Here is an 11,170-nt window from a genome sequence, read left to right as displayed (position 1 = left end):
GTCCGGGACACGAGACCGTTCTACTGCTTCTCGATCCCCGCGTCCCGGATCAGCCGCTCCCACAGCACCAGCTGCTCGTTCACGAACGTGCCGAGCTCCTCGGGCGTGCCGGAGAACGCGTCCATGCCCAGCGTGGCGAGCTGGGCCTTGATCTCCGGCTTCTCGACGATCTTCCGGATCTCGGCATTGAGGCGCGTCACGATCTCCCTGGGCATGCCGGCCGGGCCGAAATAGCCCTGCCAGGACGAGATGTCGAAATCAGGCACGCCGGCCTCCTGCATCGAGGGCAGGCTCGGGATCAGCGGCGTGCGGTCCTTGGTGGTCACGGCGAGCGCGCGCAGCGCGTTGCCCTGGACATGGGGCAGGCCGGTCAGGATGTCCACGAACATCATCGAGACGCGGCCGCCCATGACGTCGTTGAGCGCCGGCGGCGAGCTCTTGTAGGGCACGTGCAACAGGTCGAGCCCGGCCTTGTGCGCAAAAGTCGCACCCGACACGATCGCCGAGGATGAGCCCGAGGCGTAGCTCAGCTTGCCTGGATTGGCCTTGCCGTAGGCGACCAGCTCGGCAACGCTCCTGGCCGGCACATCGGGGTGGATCACCAGCATGAAGGGCAGATCGCCGGTGCGGGCGATCGGGGTGAAGTCCTTGACCGGATCGTAGGTCAGGCTCTTGAGCAGATAGGGATTGGCCGAATGCGTGGTGTTGGTCGTCACCAGCAACGTGTAGCCATCGGGCGCGGCGCGCGCGACATAGGTTGCGGCGATCATGCCGTTGGCGCCGGCCTTGTTCTCGATGACGATGCCGACGCCGAGCGCCTGCGACAGATGCTGCGAGATCAGCCGCGTCGTGGTGTCGGTGCCGCTGCCGGCGGCGAACGGCAGCACCAGCGTGATGTTGCGGCTCGGCCAGGTCTCGGCGTGCGCGGCGCATGCCGCGGCGAGGCAGAGCGCGGCCGCGCCGGCGGTGCGCAGCGTTCGGATCAATGATGTCAGCATGTTCAGACGTTCCCTCTTTTTCGTTGGCGGGGAACCTAGCTTGTCCAGCTAAAAATCAAAAGACGAGAGTAACTCGATCTCGTGCCCCGGACGCCATCAGCGCGTTTACGCGCGTCTTGGACGCGCTATGGCAGCGCTCCCTGGCGATGCGAAGCATCGTCCAGAAGCGGTGCGCTGCAGAGCCGGGGCCCATGCCGCGGCAAGCTGGCTCCCGGTTCAGCAGCGCATCACCGCGTGCTGCGCCCCGCTCGGGACACGAGACTTGTCGTGCGCCCGCGGCGCGGAATTACTTTACCGCAGAGCCCTGCCGCGAGGCGATGATGACGCCGGCGAGCACCAGGGCGTAGCCGATCAGATGAAACGGCTGCAGCTTTTCGCCGAGCAGCAGGATCGCCATCGCGGAGCCGAACACCGGCACCAGATGGAAGAACGGCGCGGCGCGGTTCGGGCCGATCAGCGCGACGCCGCGGTTGAAGAAGAGATAGGCGAGCGTCGAGGGGAAGATCAGGATGTAGCCGAGCGTCATCAGCGTCACGCTGTCGAATTGCAGCGCGCTGCCGCTCCTGGCTTCCCAGATCGCGGTCGGCAGCAGCATCATCGCGCCGCAGCAGGTGGTGAAGGACAGGAACGAGAGCTGATGAACTTTCGGCCGGCGCGGGATGAAGGCGGAGTAGATTCCGAATGCCACCAGCGAGGAGGCGAACATGAGGTCGCCCCTGTTGAAGCTGATGCCGGCGAGCGCGGCGAGATCGCCGCGCAGGATGATGATCAGCACGCCGAGCAGCGAGATCGCGATGCCGGCGAGTTGTGCTCCGGTCAGCCCGACGCCGAACAGCACCAGCGACCACAGCGCCACGAACAGGGGACCTGCCGACTGGATCAGCAGCGCGTTCAGCGCCTCCGTGTATTGCAGCGCCCAGTACGAGATCGCGTTGTTGAAGGCAAAGCCGACCAGCGAGAGGAACAGCATGAGGGGCAGGCTGTTGCGCAGGGCGGGCCAGTCGCGCTTCAGATACGGCCAGGCGAACGGCAGCAGGATCAGGAACACGCCGAACCAGCGGATCGTAGTCACCGTCAGCGGCGGCACATGCGCGCCGACATGGCGCGCGAGCACGATGTTGCCGGCCCAGAACAGCGAGCTCAGGCTGAGCAGCAGATAAGGCTGGTTGTTGAGCCAACTGGCCGGATTGGCGGCCTTTGGCGCGGGCGAAGCGATCGTCATTGGCGTTGGCAACGAGCTTGCGCCGGATCGCCGATATGACACAAGTCACGCCGCCGCAATGCTACAATGCGTGCACCAGCTGCGGAGGTGTCATTGGCGGTTAATATGTTGAACATCGAAGGCCTGACAGTCTCTCCGCGTCTGACAGATCGTTAAGGGTGGGCGAAGGCGCGCTCTTCGCGCGCCGTGCTCGCCATTCTCTCCGTTGCGGCTGGCATGGCGGGCACGCTTCGCGTTGCCCGCCCGACGAGGGCGAATTAACTCGCCTGCTTCCTCGACGCCACGAACACGCCCGACAGCACCAGCGCAAATCCGATAAAGTGGAAGGCCCGCGGGTGCTCGCCCAGGAACGCCATCGCCATGATCGAGCCGAACACCGGCACGACATGGAAGAATGGCGCGGCGCGGTTGGCGCCGATCAGGCGGACGCCGCGATTGAAGCAGAAATAGGCGAGCGTCGAGGGAAACACGGCGACATAGAACAGCGTCAGAAGGTTCGGGCCGTCGAGCTTCATGACCGGGCGCGCCGACAGCTCCCAGATCTCCAGCGGAATCAGACACGCCGCGCCTGCGCCGAAGGTGAAGGCGAGGAACGACAGACCGTGCATCGGCGGCCGCTTCAGGGTCAGCACCGAATACAGCGCGAAGAAGATGAGCGCGACGATGAAGATGAGATCGCCCTTGTTGAACGCGATGTTCGACAGCGCGGTGAAATCGCCTTGCAGCAGGATGGTCAGCACGCCGCACATCGACAGCAGCACGCCGAACGCCTGGCCTGCGGTGAGGCGGACGCCGAGGATGGCGAGCGACCACAGCGCCACCAGGAGCGGCGCGGCCGATTGCAGCAGCAGCGTGTTGAGCGCCTGGGTATGCTCCAGCGCCCAATATTGCAGCGTGTTGAAGGCGCCGATGCCGATGATCGAGAGCGTGATCATCAGGCCGAGCCGACCCCTGATCGCGGGCCAATCCTGGGCGAGGTGCTTCCAGGCGAACGGCAGCACCAGCAGGAAGGCGAAGGTCCAGCGCAGGAACGAAAGCGTCACCGGCGGGATGTGGCCGGCGGCCAGGCGCCCGACGATGGCGTTGCCGGCCCAGCACAGCGCGGTGATGCTGAGCAGCAGATAAGGCTGGTTGGCAATCCAGTTGTGACCGGAGGTCTCGGTGCCCGTGGTCTGCCCGGTGGCGGTCATTGTGGTTGTTATGGCCCCGCGTCATGCGCCGGGGCCCCGACCCGGCGATAGCAGGGCCGGCTGATCGCCCGGCCTGGCCCAAAGACACGGAAATCGCGGTTGCATCAACCTGGGGCGGGTGCATCGCGACCATGCAGCGGCGAAGGCGGCTTCTCACGCTTTGGTCGAAGGTGTGGCGCCGGCCGCCAAGGTTGCGAGATTTTAAGGGGATATCAAAGGCTTGGGCCGGCCTCCGGGGCCCGAAAAAGCCCCGTTCTTGCTTGCCTAGAAGGGCCGCTTCCTTTATCCGGTGGGGCTGCCTCGCGTGCGAACGGCCTTGGGCCGGGAATAGGGCTGGGCGCTAGGCACGATCTTAGGAAAAGTGGGTCCCGGTTTTCCGTTCGGATCGTGCCACCTACAGAGAAATCTTCGAAGGATTACCCGCGAATGGCCAATGTTGTCGTCGTCGGCGCCCAGTGGGGCGACGAAGGGAAGGGCAAGATCGTCGACTGGTTGTCGGAGCAGGCGGACATCGTCGTCCGCTTCCAGGGCGGTCATAACGCCGGCCATACGCTGGTGATCAACGGCAAGACCTATAAGCTCGCGCTGTTGCCCTCGGGCGTGCTGCGCGAGGGCAAGCTCTCCGTGATCGGCAACGGCGTGGTGTTCGATCCCGCCGCCTTCCTCGACGAGGTCACCAAGCTGCGTGCGCAGGGTGTCTCGGTCTCCCCCGACAATCTGCGTGTCGCCGAGAACGTCACCCTGATCCTGCCGCTGCACCGTGAGCTCGATGCGTTGCGCGAATCCGCGAGCGCGGCGACCGCGATCGGCACGACCCGCCGCGGCATCGGCCCGGCTTATGAGGACAAGGTCGGCCGCCGCGCCATCCGCCTGATGGACCTCGCCGACCTCGACACCCTGCCGCACAAGATCGACCGGCTGCTGGCGCATCACAACGCGCTGCGCCGTGGTCTCAACCTGCCGGAGTTCGACGGCAAGGAGATCCTGAAGGAGCTGAGCGCGCTGGCGCCGCAGCTGTTGCCCTATGCGGAAACGGTGTGGCGGCTGCTCGATATCGAGCGGCGCGCCGGCAAGCGCATGCTGTTCGAGGGCGCGCAAGGCGCGTTGCTCGACGTCGACCACGGCACTTACCCCTACGTCACCTCGTCCAACACGGTGGCGGCGCAGGCCGCGACCGGCGCCGGCCTCGGGCCGGGCGCCGTCGGCTACGTGCTCGGCCTGTGCAAGGCCTACACGACCCGTGTCGGCCAGGGCCCGTTCCCGACCGAGCAGGACAATGAGACCGGCCGCAAGATCGGCGAGCGCGGCCGCGAGTTCGGCACCAACACCGGTCGTCCGCGCCGCTGCGGCTGGTTCGACGCCGTGCTGGTCCGCCAGGCGGTCCGCACCTGCGGCATCAATGGCCTGGCGCTGACCAAGCTCGACATCCTCGACGGCTTCGACACGATCGAGGTCTGCACCGGCTACAAGCTCGACGGCAAGGAGATCGACCATTTTCCGGCCGGCGAGGGCGCCCAGGCCCGGGTCGAGCCGATCTACGAGACTATCGAGGGCTGGAAGGAGCCGACCGCCAATGCGCGGTCCTGGGCCGACCTGCCGGCCCAGGCCATCAAATATGTCCGCCGGATCGAGGAATTGGTGGGGTGTCCGGTCGCGCTGCTTTCCACCAGCCCTGAACGTGAAGATACTATCCTGGTGCAAAATCCGTTTGAGGCTTAACGATATCTTACCGGGAGGCGCGTATAGTTGAGTAGAAATGGCTGATTACTATCCGCTGATCGCCCGCGCTATTGCCGCCCTGGACCCCAACGCTCCCGGCGAAAGCCGTCGTGCGCTCTATGAGCGCGCGCGCACGGCGCTGATCGCGCAGCTGCGCAGCGTGCAGCCGCCGCTCTCCGAATCCGAGATCACCCGCGAGCGGCTGTCGCTGGAAGAGGCGGTTCGCAAGGTCGAATCCGAGGCCGCCCAGCGCGCCCGCGAGGCCTCGCGGCCCGGTGGCGGTGGGCGCGGCGGCAGCGGCGATGCCTTCCGGAGAGCCAGCACCCGCGCCGCCGAGGGCAATGCGGCCGGGCCTCAGCCGGGTAGCCCGCCCCGCACCCGTTCGGCCCCGCCGCCGCCGCGGGCCGACCGTCCGTCCTTCAATGCCGATGACCAGGGCGATACCCAGCGTCCGCCCCGGGCGCCGCGTTTCGACGCCCCGCGCCAGCCGGGGCCGCCCGGTCCGCCGATGCCGGAGCCGCCGGCACCTCCGCAGGCTGGGCGCGATCGCGCCGGCGGGCGTCGTCCGCCGGACATCGGACCGCCGCCGCCGCTGCCGCCCGCGCCGGGCGTGCGCGGCTTCCGCGACATCACCGCCGACGCCAACGATCTCGGGGGGGCCGCTGCGCAGGCCAACCGTGCCGCGCGCCGCACCTACGCCAACGTGCCCTCGCCCTCGCCGGAATTCGACCGGCTGGAGCCGAGCCTGGAAAACCGCGCCGGCGAGCAGGACGCGCCCTATTCCTACGACGAGTCGGTGGAGGAGGCCGAGGGCTACACGCCACCGTCGCCGCGTCCGCGCATCGGGCCGGAGCGCGACGCCAAGAAGCGCGCCCGCACCGGCTCGATGTTCCCGTTCAAGAGCGCGATCGCCATCGGCATCGTGTTGATCCTGGTCGGCGCCGGCATCCTCTGGGGCAAGCAGCTGGTCCAGACCGCGACCAATCTGTTCAAGTCCTCGTCGACCCAGGTGGTGGAGGCGCCGAAGGATCAGTCACAGCCGCAGAGCAAGCCGAAGATCCCGGATCGAGTCGGCCAGCCCTCCGCCAGTGACCAGCCGGTCGCGCCGGTGGCGCAGAAGGTCGTCCTGTACGACGAGGATCCGTCCGATCCGAAGGGCAAGCAATATGTCGGCTCGGTGGTGTGGCGGCTCGAGCCGATCAAGGCGTCGGGCAACCAGAAGGCCGACGTCGCCGTGCGCGCCGACATCGAGATCCCCGACCGCAAGTTCAAGATGACGATGTCGTTCCGCCGCAACACCGACTCCTCGCTGCCGGCGAGCCACACCGCGGAATTGACCTTCATCCTGCCGCCGGATTTTTCGGGCGGCAGCGTCTCCAACGTGCCGGGCATCCTGATGAAGTCAAACGAGCAGGCGCGCGGCACGCCGCTCGCCGGCCTCGCAGTCAAGGTCACCGACGGCTTCTTCCTGGTCGGCCTCTCCAATGTCGATGCCGACCGCGCGCGCAACGTCCAGCTCCTGAAGGAGCGCTCATGGTTCGACGTGCCGCTGGTCTACGCCAACCAGCGCCGCGCCATCATCGCCATCGAGAAGGGCGCCCCGGGCGAGCGCGCCTTCAACGACGCCTTCGCGCAGTGGGGCGACTAGCCCAACTACTTCGACGTCGAGCCGATTGGATTTTCCGGCGAGCCAAGGCCCGAGCCGGAGCTGCCGATCGGTTGCCCGTTGGCGGTATGGCCGACGCCGACCCCGGCCGCACCGACGGCACCCGTTGATTGGTCCGCTCCCGGTGCCGTGTTCGAACCGTTGATGGCCGTACTCCTCTGAGCGGACGCCGTCGCGCTCGGGCCAACGAGCGACGGATCGGACGGCACGAAATAGTTCGTCGCCTTCCTCGGCGGCGCGATTGCGCCTGTGGTGCCCGTCGTTCCCCTCGTGCCGCCTGTGGTTCCGCTGGTGCTGCCGGTCGGTCCTAAATTGGTCGCCGGCCTGATGGTGCTGGTCCCGCTGTACGCGCCATAAGTGCCGGCACCATAGGCTCCGTTCCCGTAGGCGCCCGTTGAACCCGCGGCCGCCGCGCCCGCGGAACCGGTGCCGCCCGAGCCGGCGGCAGCTCCGCTTGTGCCTTGCGCAAGGGCCGGCGTGATGATGCCGCCAAGGACGATCGCGACCAGCGTTCCAAATGTCCGTGAAGCCATGATCCGCTCCGATTGCTCGTTCGAAACGGATCAATGTCGGGAACCCGACAATGTTTCCCGTGAGGCCGGACGCGCGGCGAGCGCGCGTTGTCGCACCCGCCGCTGCTCGACGCTGCCGGCCGCCCACTTATTGCGCCGCCGCTTCCCGCTTGCGCGCGGCTGCGGCCGCCGCGTGCTCGCGGTCCATCACGGCGCGGCAGCCGGGGCTGACACGCGACTTGTTCCGGACCATGCAGGCAGTGATCCTGGGGATGTCCGGGATTTCACCAGAGCACAACCGCATCGCGTCGGCGGAGCACATTTGCTGTGCTTCGGACGAGAAGGCAAGGCCGGGTGACGTCTGGAGTGCGATGGCGGCGGTGAAGGCGAATAGCGAAACGATGGTGTGATAGCGTGACATGTAGAATGGTCCCCGAGTTCCCTAGGGCTTGAGCCACTTTGATTTTGGGGCGCCGCACGCGGCTTGATCTGCCGCATGTCACAGCCTTCACGCCGGGAGCTTACTCCCGCATGTGGTCGCTCGATTTCCTGATGTCCGAATCGAAAAGTGCTGCGCCGCCCGATTCGAGTATGCGCCATTGTCACGCAGCTGCAATGGTCAACGAGAAGGAATTCGCAGTTGTTGCGCGCACGTCACGCGGAAGGCAGCAATGCGCGGGTCACATCGGCCGATCCGACGATGCGTCCGCGTCGTCCGCATCATCAGCGCCGAGCGCGGCGGCGTGTTCCTCGAGGGCGCTGACGCCTTTTGGCGTGAGCTCGAACAGATCGCCGTCCTTCATCACATAGCCGCCCGCAATCAGCTCGCCGATCTTGCCGTGCCGATCGTCCGCGAAGGCAACGGATTGGCTGATTTCCCTGAGGATCGAGAGTTGCTCGTCGCGCAGCATGTCTGACATCGCCGATCTCCGCAGGGGCTCGATCCTCACATGCCGTGGCTCTGGAAGACCTTGCTGCAGGCGCGCGACAGCTTGGCGCGGTTGGCTTGCAGGCAGCTTTGCACCGCGCTGTCATTGCCGAGGTCCTTGCGGCAGAGCCGCGAGGCGTCCCGGGAGCACGCGTTCTGCTCCTGCGGCGTGCCCATGTGGCCCTGCGCAAGAGCGGGAGACAGGCCGCTCATGGCAACCAGCGTGATCGTCGCCAAGACAAGTTTGCGGGACATTGGCGGCTCCAATCCGGCAGCAATGATTCAGGTCCTGTCTGAACTCGGCGCCTTGCCACTTGTTCCCCTTGAGGAGGGGCCCGCGCCTGCTGTTCAAGGTTCCCGCGGCGCTGCTATAACGAGGTGGAGTAACGAGGGGTTCGATGAAACGCTATCTGGTGTTTGCGCTGGTCGGTCCGTTCGTCGGCGGGTTTCTCCTGCTGCTGACCACCACCTACCAGTCCGGCTATTGGGCCCAGACCAGCCTCGGCGAGGTCGGCAAGCTGTTCGCGGTGTTCTTCAAGACCCTGCAATACAGCTACCTGTTCGGCTTCCTGCCCTCGCTGATGATCGGGGCGGTCGACGACATCCTGCTCCATGTCAGGCGGATCGGCCCGGTCGTGCGCATGCTGCTGGTCGGCCTGTTCGCCTTCCTCCTTGCCTCGCTGACCTACAGCTCGCGCGGGCCGGATTCCGGCGTGGTTCAGTTCATCCTGTACGGCCTGGTCGGGCTCGTGCCGGCCGTGATTTCATCCTGGCTCGTGCATAGATATATCGAGGAGCCGCAACCGGCAGCGGCCCCGACCTGAGCGCGCGACGTTCGAGCGCGGCAGCAACCTCCGTCACGCCGTTGCGTTCTCCAGAGACCATGACCATGTCCGATGACGACATCCTTGCTCCGCGCAAATCCCGTTCGGGAGGGCGCTCGCGCGCGGGTTTTTCGGACCGCGAGGCGCGCGGGCCGATCATCGACCAGGAGGGGCATGAGATCCGCCCCGAGACGCTGGATCAGGGGTTTCGCGAGTTTCGCTTCGAGTTCGGCAAGGACAATCCGTTCGCCGGCAGCCCGTTCGGCAGTCTCACCCGTGAGCAGCGCATCGCGCGGCTCGAGGCGATCGCCAAACTGCTCGACGTCGCCTTCATCCTGCCCGGCACCAATATCCGCTACGGCATCGACGGGCTAATCGGGCTGATCCCTGTCGTCGGCGACATCATCACCACTGCGATCTCGCTGTGGCTGGTGCGCGAGGCGCGCGCCTTGGGCGCGCCCTGGTACATCACCGCGCGGATGCTCGGCAATGTCGCGGTCGATGGCGTGGTCGGCATGGTGCCGTTCGCCGGCGACGCCTTCGACGTCATGTTCCGCGCCAACATGCGCAACGTGCGCCTGCTCCGCCGCTGGCTCGACAAGCAGCCGCGGATGTAAGGCTGTTTGCCCCCTCTGTCTCCCCTCTTTTTTGTCCCGGACAAGGTGCAGCGCGTAGGCGCTGCGCCGCAGAGCCTGGACCCAGGAAAGCCGCAGGTGACGTTGATGCGCGGGCCCCGGCTCTGCAGCGCACCGCTGAAGGAGCGCTGCACTGCGTCCAGGGCACAAGAGTTCGCCTTGTTTCTGCAAGCGGGGGGAGGGAGAACCAAAACGCAAAAAGCGCGACGACCGTTCGGCCATCGCGCTTCCTGCGCACATCGGAGGCTTGCGAAGAAACTTACGCCGCGTCGGCGTCGGTCTCGGCGGCCTGCGCCGGCTTGGGACGGCGGGGCAGCGGGAAGGCGTCGCTCTCATAGAGCGAACGGATCCCGTTCTGGTCGAAGCGCGCTTCCTCGACTTGGAGATAGGCGCCGTTCAGTGAATCCGTCGGCAACTGCTCCATCGCGAACTGCACGGCCTCGGCCGCGGTGCCGAACCGGCGATAGGTGAAGCCGGCGCGCTTCTTCTTGCGGATCGCGGCGGGGAACAGTTCGGCGGAAGTGTTGAAGTTGAACGGACGCAGTGGACGCATGGTCAAAGACCTCGTGATCTTCTCTGGGGCTTCAAGCGCGTGGGGTTTGGGAGGGCAGGGGCCGCAATCGAGCGAGCCCGCCGCACATGTCATTTTCGCTCTTTAATATAGGCCGATTTGACGGAATTGCGACCCCTGCGGCGGGAAATGATGAATCCATGCATGGCAGCCCCGCAGGCGCGAGAAATCCAGTAATCGCAATGACTTGAATGGTTTACAGTTTGCCAAGAAGCAACAGCACGATCAGCACCACCAGAACGACGCCGCCGATTCCCATGCCGGAATGGCCCATGCCGTAGCCGTAGCCGCCGATCCGGCCGGACCAGCCGCCCAAGAGATAGATGATCACCAGGATGATCAGGATGGTCCCAAGCGTCATGGTATCCTCCCTGGCGGCCGGCGGACTGTGCGCATCGGCCCCACCGCCAGGAGAGAAAAGCACATGAGTGTCATCGGGTTCCACTGGGGAACCCAATGATGCGCAATAATTATTTCGGCTCGAGCTTCAGCGCCGCCGAGTTGATGCAATAGCGCAGGCCGGTCGGACCGGGACCGTCGGGAAAGACATGGCCGAGATGGCCGCTGCACTTGGAGCACAGCACCTCGGTGCGGATCATGCCGTGGCTCAAGTCCCGCTCCTCGTCGATATGGCTCTCGACGGCGGGCTGGGTGAAGCTCGGCCAGCCGCAGCCGGAATCGAACTTGGCATCGGACTTGAACAGTACATTGCCGCAGCCGGCGCAGACATAGGTGCCGGCGCGGTGGTCATGCTCGTACTCGCCCGTGAAGGGACGCTCGGTCGCCTTCTCGCGCAGCACCGCGTACTGCATCGGCGTCAGCTCGCGCCGCCACTGCTCCTCGCTCTTGATGACTTTGTCGTCGGTGGTTTTCGCCTTGGTGTCGGGCATGGGTCTCCCGTTTCT

The 11,170-nt window shown here is 66.0% G+C and carries 14 protein-coding genes; 4 read left to right on the top strand and 10 right to left on the bottom strand.

Annotated features, from left to right (window positions below; all coding sequences use genetic code 11):
• Positions 1-20: 20 nt before the first annotated feature.
• The 3 genes from ACVWY3_RS25510 to ACVWY3_RS25500 all read right to left on the bottom strand — a co-directional run bounded on the left by ACVWY3_RS25510 (position 21) and on the right by ACVWY3_RS25500 (position 3,410).
• Positions 21-998: a Bug family tripartite tricarboxylate transporter substrate binding protein gene (locus ACVWY3_RS25510; protein ID WP_456840926.1), complete on the bottom strand. Its 978-nt coding sequence runs from the start codon at positions 996-998 to the stop codon at positions 21-23.
• A gap of 286 nt (positions 999-1,284) precedes the next feature.
• The gene (locus ACVWY3_RS25505; protein ID WP_456840925.1) at positions 1,285-2,220 is read right to left on the bottom strand and encodes a DMT family transporter; all 936 of its coding nucleotides are present in this window, start codon (positions 2,218-2,220) and stop codon (positions 1,285-1,287) included.
• 257 nt (positions 2,221-2,477) lie between these two features.
• Positions 2,478-3,410, bottom strand: a complete 933-nt coding sequence (locus tag ACVWY3_RS25500) for a DMT family transporter (protein WP_456840924.1) — start codon at positions 3,408-3,410, stop codon at positions 2,478-2,480.
• 426 nt (positions 3,411-3,836) lie between these two features.
• Between ACVWY3_RS25500 and ACVWY3_RS25495 the strand changes: the two genes are divergently transcribed.
• Together ACVWY3_RS25495 and ACVWY3_RS25490 are read left to right on the top strand one after the other, a co-directional pair.
• The gene (locus ACVWY3_RS25495) at positions 3,837-5,129 is read left to right on the top strand and encodes an adenylosuccinate synthase (protein WP_456840923.1); all 1,293 of its coding nucleotides are present in this window, start codon (positions 3,837-3,839) and stop codon (positions 5,127-5,129) included.
• Positions 5,130-5,166: 37 nt separating this feature from the next.
• Positions 5,167-6,777: a hypothetical protein gene (locus tag ACVWY3_RS25490; protein ID WP_456840922.1), complete on the top strand. Its 1,611-nt coding sequence runs from the start codon at positions 5,167-5,169 to the stop codon at positions 6,775-6,777.
• Between the two features lie 5 nt (positions 6,778-6,782).
• Here ACVWY3_RS25490 and ACVWY3_RS25485 read toward each other — a convergent pair whose 3' ends face one another.
• The 4 genes from ACVWY3_RS25485 to ACVWY3_RS25470 form a co-directional block, all read right to left on the bottom strand.
• On the bottom strand, positions 6,783-7,328 hold the full coding sequence (locus ACVWY3_RS25485; RefSeq protein ID WP_456840921.1) for a hypothetical protein: 546 nt from the start codon (positions 7,326-7,328) through the stop codon (positions 6,783-6,785).
• A gap of 127 nt (positions 7,329-7,455) precedes the next feature.
• Positions 7,456-7,728, bottom strand: a complete 273-nt coding sequence (locus ACVWY3_RS25480; protein WP_456840920.1) for a hypothetical protein — start codon at positions 7,726-7,728, stop codon at positions 7,456-7,458.
• A gap of 259 nt (positions 7,729-7,987) precedes the next feature.
• On the bottom strand, positions 7,988-8,218 hold the full coding sequence (locus ACVWY3_RS25475; protein WP_456840919.1) for a hypothetical protein: 231 nt from the start codon (positions 8,216-8,218) through the stop codon (positions 7,988-7,990).
• A 35-nt stretch (positions 8,219-8,253) separates the two neighbouring features.
• Positions 8,254-8,490, bottom strand: a complete 237-nt coding sequence (locus ACVWY3_RS25470) for a hypothetical protein (protein WP_456840918.1) — start codon at positions 8,488-8,490, stop codon at positions 8,254-8,256.
• A 143-nt stretch (positions 8,491-8,633) separates the two neighbouring features.
• Between ACVWY3_RS25470 and ACVWY3_RS25465 the strand changes: the two genes are divergently transcribed.
• Both ACVWY3_RS25465 and ACVWY3_RS25460 read left to right on the top strand, forming a co-directional pair.
• The gene (locus ACVWY3_RS25465) at positions 8,634-9,059 is read left to right on the top strand and encodes a DUF5413 family protein (RefSeq protein ID WP_456840917.1); all 426 of its coding nucleotides are present in this window, start codon (positions 8,634-8,636) and stop codon (positions 9,057-9,059) included.
• Positions 9,060-9,118: 59 nt separating this feature from the next.
• The gene (locus ACVWY3_RS25460) at positions 9,119-9,676 is read left to right on the top strand and encodes a DUF4112 domain-containing protein (RefSeq protein WP_456840916.1); all 558 of its coding nucleotides are present in this window, start codon (positions 9,119-9,121) and stop codon (positions 9,674-9,676) included.
• A 277-nt stretch (positions 9,677-9,953) separates the two neighbouring features.
• Here ACVWY3_RS25460 and ACVWY3_RS25455 read toward each other — a convergent pair whose 3' ends face one another.
• From ACVWY3_RS25455 to msrB, 3 genes are all read right to left on the bottom strand, one after another.
• Positions 9,954-10,247, bottom strand: a complete 294-nt coding sequence (locus ACVWY3_RS25455; protein ID WP_456840915.1) for a hypothetical protein — start codon at positions 10,245-10,247, stop codon at positions 9,954-9,956.
• Positions 10,248-10,461: 214 nt separating this feature from the next.
• Positions 10,462-10,626 carry a DUF3309 family protein gene (locus tag ACVWY3_RS25450; RefSeq protein ID WP_235543602.1) on the bottom strand — a complete coding sequence of 55 codons (165 nt, stop codon included), beginning with the start codon at positions 10,624-10,626 and terminating at the stop codon, positions 10,462-10,464.
• Between the two features lie 109 nt (positions 10,627-10,735).
• Positions 10,736-11,155, bottom strand: a complete 420-nt coding sequence (msrB, locus tag ACVWY3_RS25445) for a peptide-methionine (R)-S-oxide reductase MsrB (RefSeq protein WP_456840914.1) — start codon at positions 11,153-11,155, stop codon at positions 10,736-10,738.
• Positions 11,156-11,170: the final 15 nt, after the last annotated feature.

The organism is Bradyrhizobium sp. USDA 4486 (assembly GCF_054057995.1).
Note: the sequence above shows the minus strand (reverse complement) of the source record. Positions and strands in the feature narration are given on the sequence as shown.

What these genes read in the sequence shown, in the direction of transcription:
- ACVWY3_RS25490 (WP_456840922.1), top strand. Translation starts at nt 5,167, where the DNA reads ATGGCTGATTACTATCCGCTGATCGCCCGCGCTATTGCCGCCCTGGAC.
- ACVWY3_RS25495 (WP_456840923.1), top strand. Translation starts at nt 3,837, where the DNA reads ATGGCCAATGTTGTCGTCGTCGGCGCCCAGTGGGGCGACGAAGGGAAG.
- ACVWY3_RS25505 (WP_456840925.1), bottom strand. Translation starts at nt 2,220, where the DNA reads ATGACGATCGCTTCGCCCGCGCCAAAGGCCGCCAATCCGGCCAGTTGG.
- ACVWY3_RS25465 (WP_456840917.1), top strand. Translation starts at nt 8,634, where the DNA reads ATGAAACGCTATCTGGTGTTTGCGCTGGTCGGTCCGTTCGTCGGCGGG.
- ACVWY3_RS25475 (WP_456840919.1), bottom strand. Translation starts at nt 8,218, where the DNA reads ATGCTGCGCGACGAGCAACTCTCGATCCTCAGGGAAATCAGCCAATCC.
- msrB (WP_456840914.1), bottom strand. Translation starts at nt 11,155, where the DNA reads ATGCCCGACACCAAGGCGAAAACCACCGACGACAAAGTCATCAAGAGC.
- ACVWY3_RS25500 (WP_456840924.1), bottom strand. Translation starts at nt 3,410, where the DNA reads ATGACCGCCACCGGGCAGACCACGGGCACCGAGACCTCCGGTCACAAC.
- ACVWY3_RS25460 (WP_456840916.1), top strand. Translation starts at nt 9,119, where the DNA reads ATGACCATGTCCGATGACGACATCCTTGCTCCGCGCAAATCCCGTTCG.
- ACVWY3_RS25455 (WP_456840915.1), bottom strand. Translation starts at nt 10,247, where the DNA reads ATGCGTCCACTGCGTCCGTTCAACTTCAACACTTCCGCCGAACTGTTC.
- ACVWY3_RS25510 (WP_456840926.1), bottom strand. Translation starts at nt 998, where the DNA reads ATGCTGACATCATTGATCCGAACGCTGCGCACCGCCGGCGCGGCCGCG.
- ACVWY3_RS25470 (WP_456840918.1), bottom strand. Translation starts at nt 8,490, where the DNA reads ATGTCCCGCAAACTTGTCTTGGCGACGATCACGCTGGTTGCCATGAGC.
- ACVWY3_RS25480 (WP_456840920.1), bottom strand. Translation starts at nt 7,728, where the DNA reads ATGTCACGCTATCACACCATCGTTTCGCTATTCGCCTTCACCGCCGCC.
- ACVWY3_RS25485 (WP_456840921.1), bottom strand. Translation starts at nt 7,328, where the DNA reads ATGGCTTCACGGACATTTGGAACGCTGGTCGCGATCGTCCTTGGCGGC.
- ACVWY3_RS25450 (WP_235543602.1), bottom strand. Translation starts at nt 10,626, where the DNA reads ATGACGCTTGGGACCATCCTGATCATCCTGGTGATCATCTATCTCTTG.